Below are 26,993 nucleotides of genomic sequence, written 5' to 3' on the forward strand. Positions count from 1 at the left end.
CCATGAGCCGTCACGTGCTGAGCCTCCTCGTCGAGGACAAGCCGGGTCTGCTGACCCGAGTCGCCGGGCTGTTCGCCCGTCGCAGCTTCAACATCGAATCCCTCGCGGTCGGACCGACCGAGATGCAGGGCCTGTCGCGCATCACCGTGGTCGTCGACCAGGACGAGGTGCTGCTCGAACAGGTGACGAAGCAGCTCAACAAGCTGGTCAACGTCATCAAGATCGTCGAACTGGAGAGCGCCACCTCGGTGCAGCGCGAGCACGTGCTCATCAAAGTGCGCGCCGACAACCAGTCGCGATCCCACGTACTCGAAGCAGTCACGCTCTTCCGGGCGCGAGTCGTGGACGTCGTGCCCGACGCCCTCACGATCGAGGTGACCGGAGACCGGGGAAAGATCGACGCCTTCCTGAAGGTGCTCGAGCCCTACGGCATCAAGGAGATCGCGCAGTCGGGACTGATCGCAATGGGTCGCGGATCGAAATCGATCACCGAGCGCGTCTTCAAGAACTAGCGGAACACCCGATTTCCGCACGAGCTGTAACGAACCATCACAACTAAGGAGAGTCCCAAGTGGCAGAGATGTACTACGACGCCGACGCCGATCTGTCGATCATCCAGGGCAAGAAGGTAGCCGTCGTCGGCTACGGCTCGCAGGGCCATGCCCACGCGATGAACCTTCGCGACTCGGGTGTCGAGGTCGTCATCGCCCTCAAGGAGGGCTCGAAGTCGATTCAGAAGGCTGAAGAGGCGGGGTTCACGGTCAAGACCGTGGCCGACGCAGCGGCGTGGGCTGATGTCATCATGATTCTCGCTCCCGATCAGCACCAGCGCACCATCTTCAACGAATCCATCAAGGACCAGCTCACCGAGGGCAAGACGCTCGCCTTCGCCCACGGCTTCAACATCCGCTTCGGGTACATCGAGGCCCCCGCCGGCGTCGACGTGATCCTCGTCGCTCCGAAGGCTCCCGGCCACACGGTGCGCCGCGAATTCGAGGCGGGACGCGGTATCCCCGACATCATCGCCGTCGAGGTCGACGCGTCGGGCACCGCATGGGACACCGCGAAGTCGTACGCGAAAGCGATCGGCGGCACCCGCGCCGGCGTCATCAAGACGACGTTCACCGAAGAGACCGAGACCGATCTCTTCGGCGAGCAGTCGGTGCTCTGCGGCGGCACGAGCCACCTCGTGCAGTACGGCTTCGAGGTGCTGACCGAGGCCGGGTACCAGCCCGAGATCGCGTACTTCGAGGTGCTCCACGAGTTGAAGCTCATCGTCGACCTCATGTGGGAGGGCGGCATCGCCAAGCAGCGCTGGTCGATCTCCGACACGGCAGAGTTCGGCGACTACGTCTCGGGCCCGCGCGTCATCGGCCCGGAGGTCAAGGAGCACATGCAGGAGGTGCTCGCCGACATCCAGTCGGGTGCCTTCGCGAAGCGCTTCATCGAGGACCAGGACAAGGGCGGCCCCGAGTTCCAGGAGCTGCGCAAGAAGGAGGAATCGCACCCGATCGAGAAGACCGGTGGCGAGCTGCGCAAGCTGTTCGCATGGCAGCAGCAGGATTCGGACTACGTCGACGGCTCAGCGGCTCGCTGATCCGACGCAGTTCCGAACGCCCACCGGGATCCGCTCCCGGTGGGCGTTCTGCTGTTTCGGCGGCCGTGCCGGCGCCGAACCGGAGGGGTGAACGTGAACCCGAGGCTTTGATCGCCGAAATGCGCTCAGGTTCAGGGTGAGCCCTCGTGCTCGCGGCACCGGCATCGGCATCGGCGCCGGCGGGTGCGGCTCAGGGGCGGGCGGAAGCGCGCTTCGTGCGCGCCGTCGCGGGCGCCGTCCACGGATCCTCCGGCCACGGGTGCTTCGGGTACCGCCCGCGCATCTCCTTGCGCACCTGCTGGTAGGGCCCGTTCCAGAACGACTCGAGATCGTCGGTCACCGCGAGCGGCTTGCGGGCAGGGGAGAGCAGGTGGAAGAGCACCGGAACCCGCCCGTCGACGAGCCGGGGCGTGACGGCGAGACCGAATAGCTCTTGAAGTTTCACTGCGACGACCGGCCGGCCCCCTTCGTCGCTGACATCGGGGTATGCAATGCGCGCGCTGCCGCCGGACGGCACGGGGAGTCGCTCGGGGGCGAGCTCGTCGAGGCGGGCGGCCTCGGGCCAGGGCAGGAGGCGACGCAGTGCGGCGGCGAGGTCGAGGGAGTGGAGGCCCGCGCGACCTGAGAGCCGCGCGAGGTCGGGGCCGAGCCAGTCATCGATCGAGGCGAGCAGCGCGGCGTCGTGCATGGCGGGCCAGGGCGCCCCGAGCTGCGCATGCACCAGCGCCATCCGTCCGCGCAGCGCCTTCGCCGCGTCCGACCAGGTCAGAGCTCCGAGCCCGTCGTCGCGCACGAGGCGCGCGATCGCGGGCGCGGTGTCGGCCGGTGTCGCGGCGACGGGAGTCGAAGCGAGCAGGATCGCGCCGAGGCGCCGCTCCTCCCGCACCTGGACGCGGCCGTCGACGATCTGCGCCGATCGCTGCTCGGCGAGCAGGGACGCGCCGAAGTGCCGTGCATCGGCATCCGTGAGGGGAGCGGCGAGGCGGATCACCGCGCCGGTGCCGTCGGCAGCGCGACCGTCGGCGCGTTGCACCTCTCGCACGGCGATCCATTCCGAACCGAGGAGGGGGCTCCCCTCGGGCAGTGCCGCGCGCGTCCCGCTCGCCAGCACGTACGCTCGGGAGCCGGATGCGACTCGCCGCGCGATCCACTCGGGCCGGGCGAGCGCCACGACGGGCCCTGGTGAGGCGCCGACGCTGGAATGCTGCGTCGCCGTCGCCGTCGCCGTCGTGCCGGGCGCGCGGGTGTCGGCTGCGGCCTCGGAGGTCGTCTCGAACTCGGCATCGACGATCCTGCGCAGCCGTTGGGACTCTCGGCGCCACGTCGCCGCACCGGGGGAGCGCCCGGCGCGGAGCTCGCGCAGCACCCGTGCGAGGTCGGCCCCCGCATCGCGGTGATCTCCCGTCATGGCGGCGACGATCTCCGCCACACGAGTCCGGTCTTCGAGGGCGGTGCTCCCGGAGAGCAGGGCTCGCGCTTCACGTGCGCCGATCGGGAGTTGAGCGACGCGCGCTCCGAATGTCGTGATGCTGCCCGTGTCGTTGACGAGCTCAAGCGTGCGCAGTACGTGCTCCGCCTCGCGCATCGCCGCAGCGGGCGGGCGCGTCGGCAGGGCCAGGCCCTCACCACGAGGCGTGCCCCAGGCGGCGAGCAGGAGTGCGGCGTCCGTGAGGTCGGCAGCCGCGATCTCAGGAGCGGCGTCGGCCGGCATGCGCGCGAAGTCGGCCTCGGAGTAGGCGCGCACCGCGCGACCGGGTCCGAGGCGCGCCGCGCGACCGGCGCGCTGCACGACGCTCGAGCGGGATGCGCTCACCGTGACGAGCCCCGTCATGCTCCGAGCTCGGTCCCGTCGAACCTCCCGCGAGAGACCGGCGTCCACGACGAGGCGCACCCCCGGCACGGTGAGCGAGCTCTCGGCGAGCGAGGTGCTCACGACGATGCGGGGCGGATCGCCGTGAAGCCGCCCGCGCACCGCGCGATCCTGCGCCCGAGGCTCCAATCGACCGTGCAGCGGCAGCACATCGACCGCCGAGGTCCCGTGTCCCGGCACTCGCGAGCGCAGCAGGCTGACGAGCTCATCGACCTCGCGGGCGCCGGGAACGAAGACGAGTGCATCGCACCCCTCTGAGCGCTGCGCTTCCGCTGCTACTCCCGCGAGATGCGCGAGGAACTCCCGGCTGACCCCTCGATCGTCGAGCCTCGGGTGGTCGAACGGAGCGTAGTCGACGCGCAGCGGGTGCAGCGCCGATGGCACGTCCACGATCGGAGCCGCTGCGTCGTCGGAGCCGAGGAGGTCGGCGACACGACGCGCATCGAGCGTCGCCGACATCGCGACCACGATGAGATCATCGCGAAGCGCGCGGACCTCGGCCAGCATGCCGAGCAGCAGGTCGCCGTCGAGCGAGCGCTCATGCACCTCGTCGAGGATCACCGCGCCGACACCGGGGAGGTCCGGGTCCCGGAGCAGGCGGCGCAGCAGCACCCCGGGAGTGAGCGCCTCGATGCGGTGCGCGGGATCGAGCACGCGTTCGCCGCGAACGGTGAACCCGATCGCGCGGCCGAGCGGGGAGCCGTCGAGCTGGGCGATCCGGGCCGCTGCCGCGCGCACCGCGACCCGTCGCGGTTGCGTGAGCAAGACCGTCGGGGCCCGGCCGCTCGACCGCGATGGGGCATCGCCGCCCGGAGACGTCTCGCTCAGCAGGTCTGCGACGAGCGGAGGCACGAAGGTGGTCTTCCCGGTGCCAGGGGGTGCCGTCACGACCGCGACGCCGCCGGCGAGAGCCGCCACGAGCGCTTCAGCCTCGTTCGCGACGACGAGCCCGGCGCCGATGGCGGCGAGATCGAAGCGATGGGGCATCCCTCCAGTGTAGAAGTGCGGTGCCCGGGTCTGCGCCGCGGCCGGTGCCGGCGCAGTGCGTGCTCGCGGTCGGCCGCCTCGGGTGCCGCGCGATGCCGCTCCCGGCAGACGTGGAGTCGTCGAGCGATACCCTGGACGTATGAAGCAGAAGCCGGGCCGCGCGTCGCGGGAACCTCGGGAGAGCTCGCTCGCGAGCGGATGGACCGTCGCCGGGGAGCCGGCCGCAGCCGGTGATCCGGATGCAGTGCGCGCCGATCCGCCTCCTGGTGTCGGGGCGGATGCGACGGATGTGCAACGTGCGCCGTCGCGCGTCGGCGACGAGGGAGCGCGACCGCAGGCGCAGTCCGAAAGCGACGCGATCGACGCCGTCGTCGACGCCGATGCACCTGAACGATCCCAGATCTCGAACGGCGCACTCGTCGTGCTGGGAGTCTTCGGCGGACTCTACCTGCTCTACACCTGGGGCTGGTTCATCGTGGCGCAGGCCTACTCCGAGAACAATTCGGTCACCGCAGCGGGGAGCGGCATCATCGGCGGCGTGCTGCAGCAGGTCGTCTTCTGGGCTGCGCCGTTCGCCTCGCCCCTCTGGTTCTTCACGGCGCTCGTCTTCGGGCGCGGAGGCCGCACCAAGCTCCTGACGATCCTGCTGCTCATCGGCGCCGTGGTGCTCGTACCGCTGCCGATGCTCATCGAGAGAGGCGTCTGAGGCATGGCGAAACTCATTTCCGCATGGTCGGCCGGGGTGCTGCTCGGGCTGCTCTACCTGTACGCGATCGTCGCGGGCATCGGCAACCTCGTCGGGGTCATGGGCATGAGCGCGGCGCTCGACACGGGCCTCACCGGGTCGGGTCGCTTCTGGCTCGTCGTCGGCGTGGTGATGCCGGCGGTCGTCTTCGCGCTCGCGCTCCTGCTCGGAAGACGACGGGGAGCGGGCGCCAGGATCCTGCTGCTCGCCGCTGGCGTGGCGCTGGTCGCCGCCTGGCAGATCGACATCATGCACGTCGTGCCCGACTCGTCATATTTCGCGTAGCCGGGAGCAGCCGACCCCTGCGGGGCTAGACTGGTGCCCTGCGTGCGCTGCGCGTATTGTCCTCGTTTTCAACCCGAAGGATCTGCTTGATGTCTGCGCCGGTCGTGCTGATCGCCGAACAACTTTCGCCCGCAACCATCGCCGCTCTCGGCCCCGACTTCGAGGTGGTGCACGTCGACGGAACGGATCGCGATGCGCTGCGCTCGGCGCTCGGTTCCGCTGACGCGGTATTGGTCCGCTCCGCCACGCAGATCGATGCGGAGGCGCTCGGCTGGGCGCCGAAGCTCAAGGTCGTGGCCCGTGCCGGCGTCGGTCTCGACAACGTCGACATCAAGTCGGCCACCCAGGCCGGTGTGATGGTCGTCAACGCGCCGACGTCCAACATCATCAGCGCCGCCGAGTTGACGGTCGCGCACATCCTGGGTCTCGCGCGACACCTGCCCCGCGCGCACGCGTCGCTGTCAGCAGGCGAATGGAAGCGCTCGTCGTTCACCGGGATCGAGCTGTTCGAGAAGACCGTCGGCATCATCGGACTGGGACGCATCGGTGCGCTCATCGCCGACCGCCTGCGCGGTTTCGGCGTCGAGCTCATCGCATACGACCCGTACATCACCGCGGCGCGCGCGCAGCAGCTGGGCGTGCAGCTCGTCTCGCTCGACGAGCTCGTCGGCCGCGCGGACTTCCTGACGATCCACATGCCCCGCACGCCGGAGACGCTCGGCATGATCGGCGCCGAGCAGTTGCGGGCCATGAAGCCCACCGCGTTCGTCATCAACGTCGCTCGCGGCGGCCTGATCGACGAGGACGCGCTCGCCGAGGCGCTCGCGTCGGGCGAGATCGCCGGCGCGGCGCTCGACGTCTTCGTGCAGGAGCCGCCCGCAGACACGCGTCTCACCGGGCTTCCGAACGTCAACGTGACGCCGCACCTCGGTGCGTCGACCGATGAGGCCCAGGAGAAGGCGGGCGTCTCGGTCGCGAAGTCGGTGCGCCTCGCCCTCGCCGGCGATCTCGTTCCCGACGCGGTGAACGTCGCGGGCGGCGCCATCGACGAGTACGTGCGCCCCGGCCTGCCGCTGACGGAGAAGCTCGGCCAGGTCTTCGCCGGTCTCGCGGACGGCGCGATCGCCTCGGTCGACATCGAGGTGCACGGCGAGCTCGCCGAGCACAACGTGCAGGCTCTGCGACTCGCCGGCCTGAAGGGGTTGTTCTCGAAGGTGGTCAGCGAGCCCGTCTCGTACGTCAACGCGCCACTGCTCGCGGAGCAGCGCAACATCGACGTTCGGTTCACCGTCGACTCGCTCTCGGAGAGCTACCGCAACGTGATCACCATCCGCGGCGCGCTCACCGACGGCACCCCCATCTCGGTTTCGGGCACACTGACGGGCCCGAAGCAGGTCGAGAAGATCGTCGAGATCAACGGATACGAGGTCGAGCTGCCGATCCCGGAGCACCTCATCGTCTTCAGCTACGTCGACCGTCCCGGCATCGTCGCGACCTACGGCGGCGTGCTCGGCGAGGCCGGCGTGAACATCGCCGGTCTCCAGATCGCTCGCGATGAGAAGCGGGGCACCGCCCTGTCGGTGCTCTCGGTCGACGCGCCGGTCGAGGAGACGCTCATCGGCGCACTGCGCGGCGCGATCGGCGCCGAGCACATGCACACGATCGACATCGACGCGCTCTAGGCGCCGAACCACGAAGCCCCTTCCGCGATCTCGGCGGAGGGGGCTTCGCGCGTGCAGGATCCGCCCCGCCGCTACCGCCCGGCTCGGATCGCCGAGGCGACGGCGTCGATGTGCTGCAGCGCGGCTTCTTCAGCCGCAACCCGGTCGCCGGCCTCGATGGCGGCGAAGATGGTCGCATGCTCGACGTCGGAATCGAGCTGACGCGCCTGCGTGATGTTCAAGAACTCGGATTGCAGATCGAGCGAGCGCCGCATCGACGCGGTGATGCTGAGGAGCACCGAATTGTGGCTCGCCTCAGCGATGAGGGTGTGGAAGTCGCGGTCGAGGCGCACCCATTCGTGCAGCGCCGTCGTCTCGAGCATGCGGCTGAGGAGTCTGCGCATCTCTTCGAGCTCGATCTCAGTGCGCCGCTGCGCCGCGTGGCCCGCGGTGGGCACCTCGACGTGGATACGCGCCTCCATGAGGTGGTCTGGGTCGAACCCGCCGAACTCGGACACGCCGGACGGAGTCTTCGAGACGACGTAGGTGCCGCTGCCGCTGCGGGTCTCGGTGAGCCCCAGCGTCGAGCACGCGTGGAGCGCCTCCCGCACGACGGATCGGCTCACGCCGAACTGCTTGGCGAGGGTCAGCTCTCCGGGCAGACGATCGCCGGGAACGACCGCATCGTTGTCGATGAGATCCCGGATCGCGCGGAACGCGGCCTCGGTCGCGCTGACGCGCTTGACGGGGGAATCCATGGGCGGGACCTTTCGGGAGCGCAACGCGGGCTCGCAGGTCGAGTGTCGGCGTCGGTGCGGATCTACTCGCACCAGAATATGGAGTTTTCGTCCGCTTCGGTAATCTGTCTGACAGCTCATCTGAGCGCGCGCCGCAGACCCGGATACCCTGCGTGCTGCCAGGCCCTCGGTGCTATCCTGTGAGAGCGGGCGTCTGCCCGTGTCAAAACGAAGAACCGAGCACGCCGATTGGCGGGCTGGTCTTCGGTGGTGGATCCCTCTGGTTCCGCGCGGAGCGGTGCGCAGGGTGGTCGTCTACTGAACATCAGCATCCGCGATCGACCGCAGCATACGCCGGCGCGATCCGGACTGTCCGTCGCGTGCTCTCGTGAGTAAGGAGAACCCGTGGAGGGTCCTGAAATCAAGTTCGCCGAAGCTGTGCTCGACAACGGCACATTCGGCAAGCGCACCATCCGATTCGAAACAGGCCGGCTCGCGCAGCAGGCCCAGGGCGCGGTCGCCGCGTACCTCGACGAGGAGACGATGCTCCTCTCGGCGACCAGCGCATCGAAGCAGCCGAAGGATCACTTCGACTTCTTCCCGCTGACCATCGACGTCGAAGAGCGCTCGTACGCCGCCGGCAAGATCCCCGGTTCGTTCTTCCGTCGCGAAGGCCGTCCCTCGACCGAGGCGATCCTCGTCTGCCGTCTCATCGACCGGCCCCTGCGTCCCTCCTTCGTGAGCGGTCTGCGCAACGAGGTCCAGGTCGTCATCACCGTGCTCTCGATCGCGCCCGGCGAGTTCTACGACGCGCTCGCGATCAACGCAGCTTCCGCGTCGACGCAGATCTCCGGTCTGCCGTTCTCCGGTCCCATCGCGGGCGTGCGTCTCGCACTCATCGGCGATCAGTGGGTCGCATTCCCGACTGCCGAGCAGCTGAAGGACGCCGTCTTCGACCTCGTCGTGGCCGGCCGTGTCGTGACCGATGCCAACGGCAACGATGATGTCGCGATCATGATGGTCGAAGCAGAGGCCACCGAGCACAGCTGGGAGCTCATCCGCAGCGGCGCGAAGAAGCCGAACGAGGCAGTCGTCGCCGAGGGCCTCGATGCCGCGAAGCCGTTCATCGCGCAGCTCTGCAAGGCGCAGTCCGAGCTCGCCGCGCAGTCGGCGAAGGAGATCGCCGACTACCCGGTCTTCCTGCCGTACACCGATGAGGTGCTCGCGGCCGTCGACGCGCTCGCACGCACCGAGCTCGCGCCGATCTACCAGATCGCCGACAAGCAGGAGCGCCAGGCCGCAGACGACGCGCTGAAGGCGCGCGTCAAGGAGGGCATCGCAGCGCAGGTTGAGGCCGGGACCCTTCCCGATTCGGCCAACGCGCAGGTCTCCGCCGCGTACAAGTCGGTCACGAAGGACATCGTGCGCAGCCGCGTGCTCACCGAGGGCGTCCGCATGGACGGCCGCGGAACGAGCGACATCCGTGCGCTCGACGCCGAGGTCCAGGTCATTCCTCGCGTGCACGGCTCCGCCATCTTCCAGCGCGGCGAGACCCAGATCCTGGGTGTCACCACGCTGAACATGCTCAAGATGGAGCAGCAGATCGACTCGCTGTCGCCGATCACGAGCAAGCGCTACCTGCACCATTACAACTTCCCGCCGTACTCGACCGGTGAGACCGGCCGCGTCGGTTCGCCGAAGCGTCGCGAGATCGGGCACGGCTTCCTCGCCGAGCGCGCGCTCGTACCGGTGCTGCCGAGCCGCGAGGAGTTCCCCTACGCGATTCGACAGGTCTCAGAGGCGCTGAGCTCGAACGGTTCGACGTCGATGGGCTCGGTCTGCGCGTCGACCCTGTCGCTGCTGAACGCCGGCGTGCCGCTGCGCGCGCCCGTCGCCGGCATCGCGATGGGTCTCGTCTCCGACGATGTCGACGGCGAGACGCGGTACGCAGCCCTCACCGACATCCTGGGCGCTGAGGATGCGCTCGGCGATATGGATTTCAAGGTCGCCGGTACCTCTGAGTTCATCACCGCTATTCAGCTCGACACCAAGCTCGACGGCCTGCCGGCATCGGTGCTGAAGGGCGCGCTGACTCAGGCTCATGAGGCCCGCCTCACGATCCTCGGCGTGCTGAACCAGGCGATCGACGTGCCCGACGAGATGGCGCCGACCGCGCCTCGCGTGATCACGGTGAACATTCCGGTCGACAAGATCGGCGAACTGATCGGGCCGAAGGGCAAGACGATCAACGGGATCCAGGATCAGACCGGCGCCGACATCTCGATCGATGACGACGGCACCGTCTACATCGGCGCGACCGACGGTCCGGCGGCGGAGGCTGCGCGCGCGCAGGTCAACGCCATCGCGAACCCGCAGAACCCCGAGGTCGGCGAGCAGTACCTCGGTACGGTCGTGAAGAACGCGGCGTTCGGCGCGTTCATCTCGCTGCTCCCGGGCAAGGACGGCCTGCTGCACATCTCCGAGGTGCGCAAGCTCGCCGGTGGGAAGCGCATCGAGAGCGTGGACGACGTGCTCTCGGTCGGTCAGAAGATCCTCGTGAAGATCACGAAGACCGACGATCGCGGCAAACTCTCACTCGAGCCCGTGCTCGAGGAGCAGGCAGCTGAGGCTCCGGCCGAAGCCGCTGCCGAGGCTCCCGCAGCCGAGTAGTTCCGGCAGTGCGGCGGTCCGCCGCACTCAACGCCCGTCGTCCCGCATCGCGCGGGGCGGCGGGCGTTCTGCGTTGCGCGGCGCGGGGAACGCGGGCCGGCGGAGGAGGGCGGCCCACCGCGCGGGAAGCTCGGAGCGGCGAGGCCCTAGGCTGAGGGCATGCGCGAACCGATCCAACTGCCCCTCGATCAAGCCGAACTGACCGCGGATCTGGGAGGCGGGCTGGTTCGCCGCACCGTGCATCCGAGCGGGCTCCGCGTGCTGACGGAGCGCATGCCAGGGGCGCGAAGCGCTTCGATCGGGTTCTGGGTCGGCGTCGGCTCCCGCGACGAGCAGGCTGAACGCGCGGATGCGCCCGGCAGCCTGGGATCCACCCACTTCCTCGAGCATCTGCTCTTCAAAGGCACGCCGACTCGCGACGCGTTCTCCATCGCGACCGAGTTCGACCGCATCGGAGCCGAGCACAACGCGCTCACCGCGAAGGAGTACACGTGCTACTACGCGAAGGTGCGCGACGCCGACCTCGATGTCGCGGTCGACATGCTGAGCGACATGGTGGCGAATTCGACGCTCGATGCCGATGAGTTCGAGATCGAGCGCGGCGTGATCCTCGAAGAGCTCGCGATGGCGGCCGATGATCTCGCCGATGTCGCCAACGAGCGCTTCTTCGAAGCGGTGCTCGGCGAGCATCCGCTGGGCCGCCCCATCGGGGGCTGGCCCGACACGATCAAGGAGGCGCGACGCGTCGACGTCGACCGCCACTACCGCGATCGGTACGATCCATCGACCCTCGTCGTCACGGCGGCGGGCGCCGTCGATCACGACAGGCTCGTCGCTCAGGTGGTCGCGGCGCTGAATGCGTCACCGGAAGGGCGCTGGCACACCGACGGGAGCGCGACGCCCGTGCGCCGACGCCAGGTGATCGAGGCGGCCCAGCCCGATCTCCCGACGCTGGAAGCGCCGACCCTCGACTCGGCGATGGCCCGCGAACCTCGCGTGCAGATCACCGAGCGCCCGTCCGAGCAGCTGAACCTGCTCATCGGCACGCACGGTTTCAGCGCCAACGACCCGCGTCGCTTCGCCTACGGGATCATGAACTCGGTGCTCGGCGGGGGCATGTCGAGTCGGTTGTTCCAAGAGATCCGCGAGAAGCGCGGGCTCGCGTACACGGCGTACGCCTTCGGTGCGAGCTACTCGGATTCAGGCCTCTTCGCGATGTACGCCGGTACCGCTCCGGAGAAGGCGGCCGACGTCGTCGAGCTCAGCCGGGTGGAGCTGCGCAAGCTCGCCGACGCCGAGATCTCGGGGGAGGAGCTCGAGCGGGCCCTCGGTCAGATCGCAGGATCGACGGCGCTCGCGCTCGAGGATTCCGACACCCGGATGGGTCGCCTGGCGCGCGCCGAGCTCGGCAGCGGGGAGCTCTTCGACCTCGACGCCTCGCTCGAGCGCTTCGCCGCAGTGACTCCGGAGGACATCCAGGAGGTCGCCGCCACGCTCGCCGCGCGCCCGCTCACCGTGGTCGCCGTCGGCGACGCATCGCGATCCTCGCTCGAATCCCGCGAGTGATCGGTGCCTCCGGCGAACGCTACCCTGGAGGAATGAAGAATCGTGTAGCGGTCTCCGGTGCGACCGGGCGGCTGGGACGACTCGTGTGCGAGGTCGTCGAGCAGCATCCGGACTTCGAGCTGGTCGCCCGGTTGCGCAGTACTTCCCGTCCCGAAGACGGGGCAGACGCGGATATCCTCGTCGACGTCAGCCGACCGGACGTCTCGCCGGCGATCGTCGATGCTGCGATCTCGCGAGGCCAGCAGGTGATCGTCGGCACCAGCGGCTGGTCCGCCGATCTGCTCGAAGCGCTCGAGTCGAGGCTCGCGGGGACGCCGGAGCGCGGCGTCATCGTCGTGCCGAATTTCTCGCTGGGATCCGTATTGGGCACCGCGCTCGCTCGTATCGCCGCGCCCTATTTCGACGCGGTGGAGGTGGTCGAAGCGCACCATCCCGGCAAAGTCGACTCGCCGAGCGGCACGGCCGTGCGCACCGCCGAGCTGATGGCGGAAGCGCGTCGCGGACGACCGGTCGATGCGCCGTTCGCGGAGCAGCCGGCCCGCGGGGAGCTCATTGCGGGCATCCCCGTGCACAGCCTGAGACTCGCCGGAGTGGTGGCCAAGCAGGAGGTGCGCTTCGGCGGGCCCGGAGAAGTGCTCACGGTGACGCACGACACCCACTCCAACGAGGCGTATCGCGCAGGGGTGCAGGCCGCCCTCGAAGCCATCGCCGATGCTCGCGGCCTCACGGTCGGGCTCGACGCCCTGCTCGGTCTGAGCGGTGCGGCAGCAGCCGGTGATGCGCGGTGAGTGCGCGCACGCGGGCCATCATCGGCGTCTCGATCATGAGCGCCGTGCTCGTGCTCTACTTCGTGTTCGTCGGCATTCGAGCGGTCGCGCTGCTCGGTTCTGGCGACGCGATCGCGATCATCATGGGTGTCGCGATGCTCGTGCTGCCGCTCATCGGTGCCTGGGCGCTGCTGCGCGAGATCCTCTTCGGCAGTCAGGCGACTCGCCTGGCCGATCGTCTCGAGGCGGAGGATGCGCTGCCGGAGGAGCCGGTCTCGGAGACGCCTTCGGGCAGACCGGATCGGGCGGACGCCGACGCGGCGTTCCCGAAGTACCGCGACGCGGTCCAGGCGGAGCCAGACTCGTGGCGGGCGTGGATGCGACTCGGAATCGTCTACGACGCGTGCGGAGACCGAAAGCGCGCTCGCGGTGCAATTCGACGAGCGATCGCCTGCGAACGGCAGGATCTTCGGGCATAGCCCCCATCGATTCGTGGTTTCCTCGCCGCGTGCATAGAATCAATGCCCGGGCCGCCACGACCGGAACTTTCTGGGTCGCTTCGACGCCCCAGTCTGGAAAGGTGACATGGCGAAGTACGACCTCAACGCTCCGGAGCCCGCGACACGGACACTCGACTCCGTCAGCGGCATCAGCAAGAAGGGTCTGCCGTCGGGCACGGTGGGCGTGCTCGGCGCTCTCGTAATCGGCTTGTCGGTGTGCGCCCCCGCATACACGCTCACCGCAGCGGTGGGCCCGGCGGCGAGCGAGGTCGGGTATCAGACGCCCGCCATCTTCTTGATGGGCTTCATCCCCATGCTGCTCGTCGCTCTCGGATACCGCGCACTGAATTCGGCGATGCCCGATTCGGGAACCTCGTTCACGTGGGCGACGCGCGCATTCGGCCCGTGGATCGGATGGATGGCGGGATGGGGACTCATCGCAGCCACCGTGCTGGTGCTGTCGAACCTCGCGGGAATCGCGGTCGAATTCCTGTTCCAGTCGATCAGCATCGCGATGGATGATCCGTCGATCGCCGACATCGCCGACAACAAGTTCATCAATATCGCGGTCTGCCTCGGGTTCATGGCCCTGGCGACGCTGATCTCCTACCGCGGGATGACCTCGACGAAGGTGTTCCAGTACATCACCGTGGTCTTCCAGATGGCGGTCATGGTGTGGTTCATCGTCGCCATGTTCGTCGGAGCGGGCGACCCCGCGAACCCCGAGGGCACGGTACCTCAGCTCTCCTGGTTCAACCCCTTCGAGGTCAGCAGCTTCAGTGCGTTCGCCGCGGGCATCGCGGTATCGATCTTCGTCTACTGGGGCTGGGACACGGTGCTCACGATGGGCGAGGAGACGAAGCCGTCGAAGGGCCGGCTGTCCACTGAGAGCAAGGCGGCGATGATCCTGGTCGGGATCCTGGTCGTGCTCTACGTCGGCACCGCCACCGCCACCGTCGCATTCGCCGGCATCGGCGACGGACCCACAGGCCTCGGCAACTCGGCCATCGTGGAGAACGTCTTCGCCGCGCTCGCGCACCCGGTGATGGGTCCTGCCGCGATCCTGCTCTCGCTCGCCATTCTCGTGAGCGCGATGGCGTCGATCAACTCGACCGCTATCTCACCCGCCCGCACACTGCTCGCCATGGCGCATTACCGGGCACTGCCCGCCGCGATCAAGCGGGTGCACCCGAAGTACAAGTCGCCGCACGTCGCGCTCATGCTCTCGTCGATCGTGGCGTCCGTCTTCTACGCGGTGATGCGCTTCATCAGCGAGGACGTGCTGTGGGACACGATCACCGCGCTCGGCATGATGGTGTGCTTCTACTACGGCATCACTGCGCTCGCGAGTCCCTGGTACTTCCGCAAGACTGCTGTGCGCGAGGGCGTCGGCTCGATCATCTCGAAGATCGTGCTCCCGGGGCTCGGCGGCGTGCTGCTGCTGATCGTGTTCGTCAAGACCACGATCGATGCGATGAGCCCGGACGCTGGATCGGGCAGCAACATCGCCGGCGTCGGCCTCGTCGGCATCATCGGCGTCGCGGTGCTCGGCATCGGCGTCGTGCTCATGCTCCTGCAGGCGAAGGCGTCACCCGAGTTCTTCCGCGGCCGCGTGCTCGCGCGCGTGGACGCATCGGAGGACACTTCGGCGATGCCGGTGTTCGACGACGGGCTCGGCTCGTAGCTCACGGTTCGTGACGGTCGGCGAAGGGAGCCCAGCATTGTGCTGCGCTCCCGCTGACCGTCGCGTATGCTCAAGTCTCTGAGATCGGGTGGAGATGCGGGCGATAATCGGGGAGCTGTTCGAGCGGCAGAACGACCGCTCGCTCGCCACTGCGGCGTTCTTCGTCGCCGGCATGCTCTTCGCGCTCGCCAACTCGACCGTGTTCCTGCCTCCGGGGGACGAGCGACCCGATCTCGTCGCGGTCGCGATCGCCTGCCTCGCCGCCGCCGGCGGCGTGTTCGCGGCCGGCAGCCGGTTCTCCACGCGAGCAGCCGGGGTCCTCATGGCCCTCGTCTTCATCGTCGTGGTTCCCTCGGTGCTCCTCGCTCCCGATGCGATCCGGTCGATCAATACCGGACTGCTCTTCCTCCCGTTCTTCCTGTACCTCGTCTGGTTCCTGCCGATGTGGTTCGCGCGGCTGCTCGGGTACCCGTGGATCCTCCTGGTGGATGCGTTCATCCTGATGAGGTTCGGGCCGTCGATGCTCTCGGTGCTCGTCACGTTGACCGTGACGGGTCTGGTGCTCGGCGAGTTGATCGGACTGTTCAAACGACGACTCGAACGGGCGTCGGTGACCGATCCGCTCTGCGGCGTGTGGAACGCGACCGGGTTCCGCGCGCTGCTCGATCGCGCGGTCGCGGCCTCCTACCGCGGGGGGCGGCCCCTCGCGATGCTGTACGTCGATCTCGACGACTTCAAGCAGGTGAACGATCGCTACGGCCATTTCGAGGGCGATCGCGTGCTCCGGCAGTTCTCGCAGCACATGCGTGAGAACTGCCGCCCGCAAGACGTGTTCGCGCGGTTCGGCGGCGACGAGTTCGCACTGCTCCTCATCGATGCCGACGCCTCGCTCGCGCGGTCGATTGCCGAGCGGCTGCATCGCGAGCTCGACGCGGTCAAGTGGTCCTACGGCATCGCCGAGTGGGTGCCGGGGGAGTCGCCCGATGCCTTCATCTCGCGAGCCGACCTCGAAATGCTGGGGGCGAAACGGAATCGGAAAGGCGATGCCGAGCCGCACGGGAGCTCCGAGCACGAGCCGCGGTAGACTCTCGCGTGTGAGTGCGAACGCGATCCCGACCCCGTACGAAGACCTGCTGCGAGAGGTGTACGAGCACGGCACCGCCAAATCTGATCGCACCGGCACCGGTACGCGCAGCCTCTTCGGGCGGCAGATCCGTTTCGACCTCGCCGAGTCCTTCCCGCTCATCACGACGAAGCGGGTGCACTTCAAATCGGTGGCAGTCGAACTGCTGTGGTTCCTGCGCGGCGAGGGCAACACGGCCTTCCTGAAGGAGCACGACGTCAGCATCTGGGACGAATGGGCAGACGCGAACGGAGACCTCGGCCCCGTGTACGGTGTGCAGTGGCGCTCCTGGCCGACGCCGAGCGGCGAGCACATCGATCAGATCGCGAACGTCATCGATCAGCTGCGCGCGAACCCCGACTCGCGGCGCATCATCGTCTCGGCATGGAATGTCGCCGACCTGGGCGACATGGCGCTGGCGCCCTGCCATGCGTTCTTCCAGTTCTACGTCGCGGATGGCAAGCTCTCGTGCCAGCTCTACCAGCGCTCGGCTGACATGTTCCTCGGGGTGCCGTTCAACATCGCCTCGTACGCGCTGCTCACACTCATGGTGGCGCAGCAGACCGGTCTCGAACCGGGCGAGTTCGTCTGGACGGGCGGGGATTGCCACATCTACGACAATCACGTCGAGCAGGTCGAGCGCCAGCTCGCGCGCGATCCGTTCCCGTACCCGAGCATCGAGATCCGCAAGGCCGACTCGATCTTCGCGTACACGCTCGACGATTTCGAGGTCGTCGGCTACGAGCATCACCCGGGCATCAAAGCACCGGTCGCGGTCTGACATGATTCTCGGCATGATCTGGGCGGAGGCCCGTGGAGGGGCGATCGGCCGCGACGGCGAGATGCCCTGGCGCCTGCCGGAGGACGCGGCGTTCTTCAAGGAGCAGACCCTCGGCGCTCCCGTCATCATGGGGCGCGGCACCTGGGAGTCCCTTCCCGCTCGCTTCAGGCCGCTCCCCGGCCGTGAGAACTTCGTGGTGACCAGCACGGCATCGTACGACGCGCCCGGAGCGACGGTGGTGCCGTCGCTCGAGAGCGTGCTCGACGAGCTCGCCCGCGACAGCGGGCCGCACGATCGCGTGTGGATCATGGGCGGAGGCCAGCTCTACCGGGCGGGCATGCCGTTCGCCGACGAACTCGTCGTGACGAGGATCGGACTCGATGTGCCGGACGCCGATACCTTCGCTCCCGAGATCGGTCCTGAATGGACGCTGGTCGACCCGGGGACGCCGGAAACGTCGCGGACCGGGCTCGAGTATCGGTTCGAGCGGTGGCGCATGGGGGCTTCGCAGGGAGAACGTCCGGTAGCCTAGTCTCGTGGCACACCCAGAGAATCCTTTCGGTCAGGTCCTCGTCGCACTCATCACGCCGTTCCACGCTGATGGTGAAGTCGATTGGGCTGCGACCGAGAAGCACATCGACGACTGCATCTCGAGCGGCGCGGATGGCATCGTCGTCACCGGTACGACCGGCGAGACGAGCACGCTGACCGACCCTGAGAAGCTGAAGCTCGTCGAGGTCGCGAAGTCGGTTTCCGGTGGCCGCGCCAAGATCATCACCGGCGGCGGATCGAACGAGACCGCGCACGCGATCGAGCTCTACCGCGCCAGTGAGAAGGCCGGAGCCGACGGTGTGATGATCGTCACCCCGTACTACAACAAGCCGACGCAGGCCGGCCTCCTCACCCACTTCCGCATGGTCGCCGATGCGACGGATCTCCCCGTCATCCTGTACGACATCCCGGGCCGGACCGGGGTGCCGATCAAGTACGAGACGCTGCTGCGGCTCGCCAAGCACCCGAACATCCTCGCCGTGAAAGACGCCAAGGGCGATTTCAGTGAGGTCAGCCGGGTGCTGAACCAGACCGACCTGATGTACTTCTCGGGAGACGACGCGAATGCGCTGCCGCACCTCTCGATCGGCGCCACCGGCCTGATCGGCGTCACAGCGAACATCGCCGCCGCGCCGTACCGCGCCATCGTCGACGCCGTCAACGCGGGCGACCTGCATACGGCGCGCGCGGTCCATCAGCAGCTCGAGCCGCTCGTTCGCGCGGTCATGACCCACGTTCCCGGCACCGTCGCCGCGAAGTACATTCTGCACGGCCTCGGCCGTATCAGCAGCCCGCGCGTGCGATTGCCGCTCGTCGGTCCCGAAGAGTGGGAGGCCGCCCTCATCGAGGACGAGCTCGCTCTCATCACCGATGCCCCAGGCATCGACCTTTCGAACTTCAGGCCGGACCGCAATGCGGCTGCCGGCGGTGCCCTGCCCCAGATCGCAGGCACCACCCGCTAATAACAGGAGGCTCAGTGCCCAACCCCGTAATCACACCGCCCGCTCTCGAAGCGGGCACCCTTCGCATCACGCCGCTCGGCGGCCTGGGCGAGGTGGGCCGCAACATGACGGTCTACGAAATCAACGGCAAGCTGCTCGTCGTCGACTGCGGCGTGCTCTTCCCAGAGGAGCACCAGCCGGGCGTGGACCTGATCCTGCCCGACATCTCGAAGATCGAGCACCGCCTCGGCGACATCGTCGCAGTGGTGCTCACGCACGGCCACGAAGACCACATCGGCGCGGTTCCGTATCTGCTGAAGCGGCGGGAGAACATCCCCCTCATCGGCTCGAAACTGACCCTGGCCTTCGTCGAGGCCAAGCTCAAGGAGCACCGCATCCGCCCGGAGACGCGCGTCGTCGCCGAGGGCGATCGGATCACGACGGGTCCGTTCGACCTCGAGTTCATCGCGGTCAACCACTCGATCCCCGACGCGCTCGCAGTCGCGATCCGCACCGATGCCGGGCTCGTCATCGGCACGGGCGATTTCAAGATGGATCAGCTGCCCCTCGACGGCCGCATCACGGACCTGCGCGCGTTCGCCCGTCTCGGGGAAGAGGGCGTCGACCTCTTCATGACCGACTCGACCAACGCCGAGGTGCCGGGCTTCACCGCGCTCGAGAAGGACATCGGTCCGGTGCTCGAACGCGTCATCGAGAAGGCGCCGGGCAAGGTCGTGGTCGCCAGCTTCTCGAGCCACGTCCACCGTGTGCAGCAGGTGCTCGACGCCGCTCAGAAGAACGGCCGCCGCGTGGTGCTCCTCGGCCGGTCGATGGTGCGCAACATGAAGATCGCCTCCGATCTCGGATACCTCACGGTTCCGGAGGGCGTGCTCGTCGACCTCAAGAAGAGCGGCGATATTCCCGACGAGCGCATCGTGTACATGTCGACCGGATCCCAGGGTGAGCCGATGGCGGTGCTCGCGCGCATGGTGAATCAGGAGCACCAGGTGGAGATCGGTGCGAACGACACGGTGATCCTCGCCTCGAGCCTGATCCCCGGCAACGAGAACTCCGTCTACCGCATCATCAACGGGCTCATGAAGCTCGGTGCGAACGTCGTGCACAAGGGCAACGCCAAGGTGCACGTCTCGGGTCACGCCTCCGCGGGCGAGCTCATGTACTGCTACAACATCGTCCGCCCGAAGAACGTGATGCCGATTCACGGGGAGTACCGCCACCTCATCGCGAACGCGGGCGTCGCGATCCAGACGGGCGTGCCGCAGAATCGCACCATCATCGGCGAGAACGGCACGGTCGTCGACCTGGTCGACGGCGTCGCCCGCAAGGTGGGCCAGCTCGAGATCGACTTCATCTACGTCGACGGCAAGAGCGTCGGCCGTGTCACCGACGAAGACCTCCGAGACCGCCGCACGCTCGCGGAGGAGGGGTTCATCTCCGTCATCACCGTCGTGGAGACGAGTCTCGGCCAGATCGTCTCGGGGCCGGAGGTCCACGCCAAGGGCGTGGCCGAGGACGACAGCGTGTTCGACAAGATCAAGCCGCAGATCGCCGACGCGCTCGAGCAGGCGATGAAGGACGGCGTGACCGACCCGCATGCGCTGCAGCAGATCACGCGTCGCACCGTCGGCAGGTGGGTGGGCACCAAGCTCCGTCGCAAGTCGATGATCGTTCCTGTCGTGGTCGTGGTGTAGCTCATGGCGACCGCTTCGGCTTCGGCCGTCGCCCGGTTCGCCACGGACGCGGAGCGCTCCGAGTGGGATGCGCGCATCGCCGCGAACCCCGGGGGCGGCGAGGTATGGGCCGGCGAGGAGTACCTGCAGGTCAAGCGCACTCAGAACGGCTACCGCGATCTTCGGGTGATCGTCGAGCGCGCCGGGCGGGCGACGATCGCCGTCGGCGTGCTCGCGAAGCGGGTGCCACTCCTCGGTTCGTGGTGGCATCTCCCCGCAGGTCCCGCGGGCGAGAGCGCCGCTGACGTGCTCGAGGTGGCGGCTGCCGTCTCGAGACTCGCCCGGTCATCGGGAGCGTTTCTCCTCAAGATCGAGCCGCGTCTCGGTCGAGACGCGATTCCCGAGATCCGCGCCGCGGGGTATCGGGATGCCGTTCGCATCATCCCGAATCCGTCGACGATTCTCGTGGACGTCTCCGGAACGGAAGAGGAGGTGTTCGCGCGTCTCGGCAAGAAGGCGCGCAACGCCGTCAATCGTGCGGGGCGAGACGGGATCGTCGTGACGCGCGTCGATCCGACGGCGGAGCACAGCGCTGCGCTGTACCGGCTGCTCCAGGAGACCGCAGAGGGGCGGTTCGTGCTGCGATCCGAGCAGTACTACCGCGAGTTCTGGCAGAGCTTCGCGCGTGCCGGAGCGGGGCAGATGTTCCTCGCCCACCGCGACGGCGCGCTCGTCGCCGGAGCGTACGCGATGGCGCTCGGTGAGAAGACCACCTACAAGGACGGCGCCTCCGTGCGCGCGAAGACCGCGTACGGGGCGTCTCACGCGCTGCAGTGGGAGGTGATCCGCTGGGCCAACGAGCGCGGCGCGACCGTCCACGACCTCTGCGGTGCGCCCCCCTCCGACCGGGTGGACGATCGGGAGCACCCGTTGTTCGGCGTCGGACAGTTCAAGCGATCGTTCTCGCCCCAGATCATCGACTACGCGGGAGCCTTCGATCTCCCGCTGCGGCCGCTCGCGTATCGCGTCTGGGGCGTGCTCGGCGACCGGCTCGCGCGGCGCGCCTCGCTCGCCATTCGGAAGGATCCCTACTACTGATGGCTGCCGGACTCATACGCGCGAGCGCGGTCATGGCCTCGGGCACGATCGTCTCGCGCGTGCTCGGCCTGGTCAAGGCCATGCTCCTCGCATACGCGATCGGCTCGGTCGGGGCCCGTTCCGCCGACGCGTTCGCCAACGGCAACCTGCTGCCGAACACGGTCTACATGATCCTGATCGGCGGCGTCCTGAACGCGGTGCTGGTGCCGCAGATCGTCAGGGCGGCGCAGAACAGCGACGGCGGCGCCGGGTACATCAACAAGATCTTGACGCTCGTCACGACCGCGCTCGTCATCATCACGGGTCTCGCGATGGCGGCCGCTCCGTGGATCGTGCGGATCACGGTCGAAGGCTGGGGCGAGGACCAGCTGGCTCTCGCAACCGCCTTCGCGTACTGGTGCATGCCGCAGGTCGTCTTCTACGGCATCTACACCGTGATGGGCGAGGTGCTGAACGCGCGAAGCCGGTTCGGCCCGTTCACCTGGGCGCCCGTGCTCAACAACCTCATCGCGATCACGGGCATCCTCGTCTTCATCGCCATGTTCGGAGCGGATCCGGAGGGCCGTCTCGCGGTCACCGGTTGGAGCGCCGATATGATCGCGGTGCTCGGCGGCAGCGCGACCCTCGGCATCGTCGCGCAGGCATTGATCCTGTTCGTCTCATGGCGCAATGCCGGTATCCGATTCCGTCCCGACTTCGCCTGGCGGGGCGTCGGACTCGGCCGCACCGCGAGACTCGCGACGTGGACGCTCGCCATGGTCGTCGTGATGCAGGTCGGCGGCATCGTGACGAACCGCATCGTGGCGATCGGGTCGGGGGAGGGGCCGTCGACGAGCGCGATGCAGAACGTGTGGCTCATCTTCATGATGCCGCACTCGGTGATCGCCGTATCCCTCGCGACCGCCTATTTCACGCGGTTGGCCGAATGGGGGCAGTCGGGCCGGATGGCGGAGTTCAAGAGCGACTTCTCGGCCTCGGTGCGCCAGATCGCGCTCGTCATGGTCTACGCGGCCGTCATTCTCGTAACGGCCGCTCCGTTCATCGGCCGCGTCATCAATTTCGGGGCGCTGCCAGAGCAGGTGGAGATGTTCGGCGAGGCTCTGATGGCCTACTCCGTCAGCCTCGCTGCGTACAGCTTCCTCTTCGTGGTGCAGCGGGCGTTCTACGCCCTCTCCGACACGCGCACGCCCTTCGTGTTCACGACGATCCAGATGGTGATCGTGATCGCGCTCTCCCTGCTGCTCCCCGTGCTCGTCGCGCCCCGCCACATCGGATTCTCGTTCGCATTGATCTGGTCGTTCGCCACCATCGTCGAAACCGTGATCGCGACCTGGTTGCTCCGGCGGAAGATCGGCTCGATCGACGGGCGCAGGATCGCGCAGAGCTTGACCAAGTACGCCATCGCGGCGGTGCCGGCGATTGCCGTCGGGCTCGTCGCGACGCACGTCGGGCGCATCATCGCCCCGGAGTTCAGCGTCTGGCAGGCCCTGCCGTTCGCGGCCGTCGAAGCAGTGATCGTCGGCATCGTGTATTTCCTGGTGCTCCGACTCCTCAGATCGTCCGAAGTTTCGGATATCGTCGGCACCGTTTCTCGTATTCTCGGAAGGAATCGTTCGTGACCTCCCTCTTCGTGACCCCGTGCACCGATCGTGCCGAGTGGGACGCCACCGTCAGAGAACTCGGCGGCCACCCGCTGCAGCTCTGGGGCTGGGGCGACGTGAAATCCGCCCACCGCTGGAAGGCGGAGCGCGTGCTGGTGCGCTCCGGGCGTCAGGAGGGGGCCGTGGTCGTCGGCGCCTGCCAGCTCCTGACGCGAACCCTGCCAGGTCCTCTCGGAGATTTCGTCTACGCGCCCCGCGGGCCCGTGCTGGCGCGAGACCCCGCGGACGGCGAGCGCCCCGCCGAGGAGCCGGCGCCATCGGCCGTGGCAGACGCGATCGCCGACTACGTGCACGGATCACGGCGGGCGGTGGCGCTCTCCATCGAGCCGGACGAGAACGCGGGGGAATTCCCGCTCTCGAAATCGTGGCGTGCAGCCGAGACGCCCGTGCTCCCGGCCCGTACGTTGATTCTCGATCTCCGGCGGTCGGAAGACGAGCTTCTGGCCGACATGTCGAAGAAGCATCGTCAGTACATTCGGAAATCGGGCAGGGAAGACGCGATCCACATCCGTCCCGTCGAATCGCTCGAGCAGCTCGACGTCTGCCTGGAGGTCTACCGGGAGACGAGCGAGCGCGCGGACTTCGGCCTGCATGAAGATTCTTACTACCATGACGTGTTCACGATGCTGGGCGACGACGCACCCGTCTGGGCTGCTTACGTCGAGGATCGGCCGGTCGCATTCCTGTTCATGGCGAAATCGGGCCGCACCGCCTTCGAGCTCTACGGCGGGATGGACGAGACGGGTCAGCGCCTGCGGGCGAACTACGCGCTCAAATGGCACGTCATCAGGCACATGAAGTCGCTCGGCATCGAGCGCTACGACTTCGGCGGGCTCATCAACGACGGAGTGACGACGTTCAAGACCGGGTTCGCGTCGCACGAGAACCTGCTCGCGGGCAGCTGGGATCGCCCGGGCGCTGGCTATGCGCTGTGGACCAAGGGGCTGCCGCTCGCGAAGCGAGCGGTGCGGGCGCTCAAGCGCCGCTGAGGTCCGGCGCAGCCGGGGAGCGCGGGCTTCGCTCTCCGGGTGATTCGGGTGGGCCCGGAGCGTCAACTCGCCAATGTCGGCGGTCGAACGTACCCTCGTACCATGGCCAGTAAAGCTTCGTCGCGCCAGAACGCGGGCAAGACCGCGACACGGGGTGCCCGTACCGCGGAGACCCGGGCGACCGCGAAAACGAAGGTGCTCGCCGAGCCTGAGCCGACCGACGGCGTGATCGTCCGCGCCTGGAACGGCTTGGCGCACGCCTTCGGGGCCGCTGCGCGCGCCTTCCGGGTCGAACCGCTCGCTCCTGAGGACCGCCGAGACGGGGTCCCCTTCCTGCTCGTGCTGCTCGCGATCGTCGGGGCGGTGATCGAGTGGTTCTTCATCGGTCAGACCTTCGCGGTCGCACTCGACGCGTGGTCGTTCGGAGGCCTGTTCGGTCGTGTCGCCTTCGGCCTGCCGATCATCATGGCGGGGTTCGCGCTCTGGCTCTTCAACCATCCCTCGAGCGTGCACGACAACCGCCGCATCGCCACCGGGCTCACGCTCGCGGTGCTCTCCATCGCCGGCATCTGCCACCTGTACGGCGGCATGCCCAACCCGTGGGAGAACCCGGAGCGCCTCAGCGCCGCAGGCGGTGTCTTCGGCTGGCTCGTCGGGGGAACACTCGGCTATCTGACGATGTGGGTCGCCGTCCCGGTGCTGTCGATCCTGATTCTGATGTCTCTGCTCATCGTTCTCAAGACGCCGCCATCCCGCATCGCGCAGCGCATGCGGGAGGCCTACGTGTTCCTGTTCGGCGTCAGCGGCGACCCCGAAGCGCCCGCGGAGCCGCCGGCCCCCAAGCGCAGTCGCAAGCAGGCGCGCGCCGATGAGCAGGCGCTGTTCGATCTCGAGGCGCAGGAAGGCGACGGAGACGCGATGCCCTGGTGGCGTCGCAACGCGTCGGGCCGTGAGGAGGACCCGGAGTACGCAGCCGATCGTTCGGCGCTCGACTCCGCCCTCGGCGGGCCCGCTCCCGAGCCCGAACGGAGCGGCGCCTTCGAGTCCGCGCTGGCACCCGAACCGGAGACCGGCGTCTTCCCCTCCGATCTCTTCGACGACCTCGAGCAGGCAGAAGCAGCGGTGCAGGCTGCCGCGCCGACTCCGGCCTCGGGTCTCGGAGATGATTCCTGGGACGACTTCGCGCCGTCAGCGCCGGAGACGGCCGCTGACCAGCCCGCAGCCGCGCCCGCATCCGAGCCGTTCGTCGTCGCGCCCCCGCACAGTCCCGCCGATCAGGCGGCCTACCAGCTTCCGGATCAGCATGCGCTCGCGACTGGCGACGCGCCCAAGACCCACACGGAAGCCAACGACTTGATCACCGCGGCCATCGCGCGGGTCTTCGAGGAGTTCAAGGTCGATGCGCGGGTCTCCGGCTTCTCGCGCGGGCCGACGGTCACGCAGTACGAGGTCGAGCTCGGCCCCGGTGTGAAAGTGGAGAAGGTCACAGCGCTCTCGAAGAATCTGTCGTACGCGGTCGCGTCGAACGAGGTGCGCATTCTGTCTCCGATCCCCGGCCGCAGCGCGATCGGCATCGAGATCCCGAATCAGGACCGCGAGAACGTCGCACTCGGCGACGTGCTGCGATCGAGCAAGGCGCAGCGCAGCGTGCACCCGATGACGATCGGCGTCGGCAAGGACGTCAAGGGAGGCTTCGTCGTCGCCAACCTCGCGAAGATGCCCCACCTGCTCGTCGCCGGAGCCACCGGCTCCGGCAAGTCGAGCTTCATCAACTCGATGATCACCAGCATTCTGATGCGCGCTACGCCGTCCGACGTCCGCATGGTGCTCGTGGACCCGAAGCGCGTCGAGCTCACCGTGTACCAGGGCGTGCCGCACCTCATCACGCCCATCATCACGAACCCCAAGAAAGCGGCGGAAGCGCTGCAGTGGGTCGTGAAGGAGATGGACATGCGGTACGACGATCTGGCGAGCTTCGGCTTCCGCCACATCGACGACTTCAACGAAGCCGTGCGCTCGGGCGGCATCGTGCTTCCCGAGGGAAGCCAGCGCGTACTCAAGCCGTACCCGTACCTGCTCGTCGTCGTCGACGAGCTCGCCGACCTCATGCTCGTCGCCCCGCGCGACGTCGAGGACTCGATCCAGCGCATCACGCAGCTGGCGCGCGCCGCCGGGATCCACCTGGTGCTGGCGACGCAGCGTCCCTCCGTGAACGTCGTCACCGGCGTCATCAAGTCGAACGTGCCGAGCCGGTACGCCTTCGCCGTCGCCTCCGGCACCGATTCGCGCGTCATCCTCGACGAGGTCGGCGCTGAGCGACTCATCGGTCAGGGAGACGGCCTCCTCCTGCTCAACGGCGAATCGTCGCCGGTCCGCGTGCAGGGCGCGTGGGTCGGCGAGGCAGAGATCGCGCAGGTCGTCGCGCACGTGAAGGCGCAGGCGCAGCCCGAATACCGCGCTGACGTCGCTCAGGTGGTCGAGAAGAAGGAGATCGACGAGGACATCGGCGACGACCTCGAAGTGCTCGTCGCCGCGATCGAGCTGGTCGTCTCCTCGCAGTTCGGTTCGACGTCGATGCTGCAGCGCAAGCTTCGCGTCGGGTTCGCGAAAGCCGGGCGACTGATGGACCTCATGGAGTCGCGCGACATCGTCGGCCCCTCTGAGGGGTCGAAAGCGCGTGACGTGCTGGTCAGCCCGGAGCAGCTCGCGGAGGTGCTGGCGCGTGTGACCGGTGGCCCGTCGGCCCCGGCTCCAGCGTTCGAACCGCCGCGGCCCCCGGCTGCTGCGACACCGGGCGTCGCCGCTGCTGCGGTCGGCGCCTCCGCAGTGAGCGCCGCCCCGTCCGCCTCCGCTCGCGAGGATGCCGTGACGGATGTCATCGACCCGCTCGACCCGGCACTGGGGTTCGGCGACTCGCGATACGACGATCCGATCGCGCAGCATCAGTCGACGCTCGAAGAAGTCGAAGACGACGGCGACGAAGACGCGTGGCGGCTCACGGGGCGCGACTGAGCCGCGAAAGCCCTCCAGGTGCCGCGCGTGCGCACCACACGATGTGAACCCTGAGACGTACGACAGAGGAGACGAG

General features: G+C 68.0%; 21 protein-coding genes. 19 read left to right on the forward strand and 2 right to left on the reverse strand.

The genetic code is table 11. The features are described from left to right. The first annotated feature begins 2 nt into the window (after positions 1-2). On the forward strand, positions 3-512 hold the full coding sequence (gene ilvN / locus ABFX18_RS04865; RefSeq protein WP_090147814.1) for an acetolactate synthase small subunit: 510 nt from the start codon (positions 3-5) through the stop codon (positions 510-512). Positions 513-580: 68 nt separating this feature from the next. After that, complete coding sequence (gene ilvC / locus ABFX18_RS04870) at positions 581-1,597, forward strand: ketol-acid reductoisomerase (RefSeq protein ID WP_234037261.1); 1,017 nt, start codon at positions 581-583, stop codon at positions 1,595-1,597. Positions 1,598-1,787: 190 nt separating this feature from the next. Here ilvC and hrpB read toward each other — a convergent pair whose 3' ends face one another. Next, the gene (gene hrpB, locus ABFX18_RS04875) at positions 1,788-4,454 is read right to left on the reverse strand and encodes an ATP-dependent helicase HrpB (RefSeq protein ID WP_346057595.1); all 2,667 of its coding nucleotides are present in this window, start codon (positions 4,452-4,454) and stop codon (positions 1,788-1,790) included. A gap of 139 nt (positions 4,455-4,593) precedes the next feature. Here hrpB and ABFX18_RS04880 point away from each other — a divergent pair, with 139 nt between their 5' ends. The 3 genes from ABFX18_RS04880 to serA all read left to right on the forward strand — a co-directional run bounded on the left by ABFX18_RS04880 (position 4,594) and on the right by serA (position 7,166). Next, positions 4,594-5,160 carry a hypothetical protein gene (locus ABFX18_RS04880; RefSeq protein ID WP_346057596.1) on the forward strand — a complete coding sequence of 189 codons (567 nt, stop codon included), beginning with the start codon at positions 4,594-4,596 and terminating at the stop codon, positions 5,158-5,160. A gap of 3 nt (positions 5,161-5,163) precedes the next feature. Beyond that, positions 5,164-5,484, forward strand: a complete 321-nt coding sequence (locus ABFX18_RS04885; RefSeq protein WP_346057597.1) for a hypothetical protein — start codon at positions 5,164-5,166, stop codon at positions 5,482-5,484. 89 nt (positions 5,485-5,573) lie between these two features. Next, on the forward strand, positions 5,574-7,166 hold the full coding sequence (gene serA / locus ABFX18_RS04890) for a phosphoglycerate dehydrogenase (protein ID WP_346057598.1): 1,593 nt from the start codon (positions 5,574-5,576) through the stop codon (positions 7,164-7,166). A gap of 71 nt (positions 7,167-7,237) precedes the next feature. Here serA and ABFX18_RS04895 read toward each other — a convergent pair whose 3' ends face one another. Further along, positions 7,238-7,903: a FadR/GntR family transcriptional regulator gene (locus ABFX18_RS04895; RefSeq protein WP_346057599.1), complete on the reverse strand. Its 666-nt coding sequence runs from the start codon at positions 7,901-7,903 to the stop codon at positions 7,238-7,240. A gap of 384 nt (positions 7,904-8,287) precedes the next feature. On the opposite strand from ABFX18_RS04895, the gene ABFX18_RS04900 reads away from it, so the two are divergent. The 14 genes from ABFX18_RS04900 to ABFX18_RS04965 all read left to right on the forward strand — a co-directional run bounded on the left by ABFX18_RS04900 (position 8,288) and on the right by ABFX18_RS04965 (position 26,917). Further along, positions 8,288-10,552, forward strand: coding sequence for a polyribonucleotide nucleotidyltransferase (locus ABFX18_RS04900; protein ID WP_346057600.1), 2,265 nt, complete (start codon positions 8,288-8,290; stop codon positions 10,550-10,552). Positions 10,553-10,711: 159 nt separating this feature from the next. After that, complete coding sequence (locus ABFX18_RS04905; protein WP_346057601.1) at positions 10,712-12,118, forward strand: M16 family metallopeptidase; 1,407 nt, start codon at positions 10,712-10,714, stop codon at positions 12,116-12,118. A gap of 32 nt (positions 12,119-12,150) precedes the next feature. Then, on the forward strand, positions 12,151-12,906 hold the full coding sequence (gene dapB / locus ABFX18_RS04910; protein WP_211647948.1) for a 4-hydroxy-tetrahydrodipicolinate reductase: 756 nt from the start codon (positions 12,151-12,153) through the stop codon (positions 12,904-12,906). Beyond that, positions 12,903-13,364 carry a tetratricopeptide repeat protein gene (locus ABFX18_RS04915; RefSeq protein WP_176698303.1) on the forward strand — a complete coding sequence of 154 codons (462 nt, stop codon included), beginning with the start codon at positions 12,903-12,905 and terminating at the stop codon, positions 13,362-13,364. Before dapB ends, ABFX18_RS04915 begins: the two co-directional genes overlap by 4 nt. Before the next feature lie 106 nt (positions 13,365-13,470). Continuing rightward, the gene (locus ABFX18_RS04920; RefSeq protein WP_090147831.1) at positions 13,471-15,069 is read left to right on the forward strand and encodes an APC family permease; all 1,599 of its coding nucleotides are present in this window, start codon (positions 13,471-13,473) and stop codon (positions 15,067-15,069) included. Positions 15,070-15,163: 94 nt separating this feature from the next. After that, the gene (locus ABFX18_RS04925; RefSeq protein WP_141653216.1) at positions 15,164-16,153 is read left to right on the forward strand and encodes a diguanylate cyclase; all 990 of its coding nucleotides are present in this window, start codon (positions 15,164-15,166) and stop codon (positions 16,151-16,153) included. 10 nt (positions 16,154-16,163) lie between these two features. Continuing rightward, positions 16,164-16,973: a thymidylate synthase gene (locus ABFX18_RS04930; RefSeq protein WP_346057602.1), complete on the forward strand. Its 810-nt coding sequence runs from the start codon at positions 16,164-16,166 to the stop codon at positions 16,971-16,973. A gap of 13 nt (positions 16,974-16,986) precedes the next feature. Beyond that, positions 16,987-17,505: a dihydrofolate reductase gene (locus tag ABFX18_RS04935; RefSeq protein WP_090149571.1), complete on the forward strand. Its 519-nt coding sequence runs from the start codon at positions 16,987-16,989 to the stop codon at positions 17,503-17,505. 4 nt (positions 17,506-17,509) lie between these two features. Continuing rightward, on the forward strand, positions 17,510-18,487 hold the full coding sequence (dapA, locus tag ABFX18_RS04940) for a 4-hydroxy-tetrahydrodipicolinate synthase (protein WP_090147837.1): 978 nt from the start codon (positions 17,510-17,512) through the stop codon (positions 18,485-18,487). Between the two features lie 14 nt (positions 18,488-18,501). Further along, on the forward strand, positions 18,502-20,178 hold the full coding sequence (locus ABFX18_RS04945) for an RNase J family beta-CASP ribonuclease (RefSeq protein WP_090147838.1): 1,677 nt from the start codon (positions 18,502-18,504) through the stop codon (positions 20,176-20,178). Positions 20,179-20,181: 3 nt separating this feature from the next. Further along, complete coding sequence (locus ABFX18_RS04950; RefSeq protein ID WP_346057603.1) at positions 20,182-21,255, forward strand: lipid II:glycine glycyltransferase FemX; 1,074 nt, start codon at positions 20,182-20,184, stop codon at positions 21,253-21,255. Continuing rightward, positions 21,255-22,874, forward strand: a complete 1,620-nt coding sequence (gene murJ / locus ABFX18_RS04955) for a murein biosynthesis integral membrane protein MurJ (protein WP_346057604.1) — start codon at positions 21,255-21,257, stop codon at positions 22,872-22,874. The genes ABFX18_RS04950 and murJ overlap by 1 nt, the downstream gene beginning before the upstream one ends. Further along, positions 22,871-23,905 carry a lipid II:glycine glycyltransferase FemX gene (locus tag ABFX18_RS04960; protein WP_346057605.1) on the forward strand — a complete coding sequence of 345 codons (1,035 nt, stop codon included), beginning with the start codon at positions 22,871-22,873 and terminating at the stop codon, positions 23,903-23,905. Before murJ ends, ABFX18_RS04960 begins: the two co-directional genes overlap by 4 nt. Positions 23,906-24,007: 102 nt before the next feature. Next, positions 24,008-26,917: an FtsK/SpoIIIE family DNA translocase gene (locus ABFX18_RS04965; RefSeq protein WP_346057606.1), complete on the forward strand. Its 2,910-nt coding sequence runs from the start codon at positions 24,008-24,010 to the stop codon at positions 26,915-26,917. The last annotated feature ends 76 nt before the right edge of the window (positions 26,918-26,993 follow it).

The sequence above is a fragment of the Leucobacter alluvii genome (assembly GCF_039530485.1).
Taxonomy (GTDB): domain Bacteria; phylum Actinomycetota; class Actinomycetes; order Actinomycetales; family Microbacteriaceae; genus Leucobacter; species Leucobacter alluvii.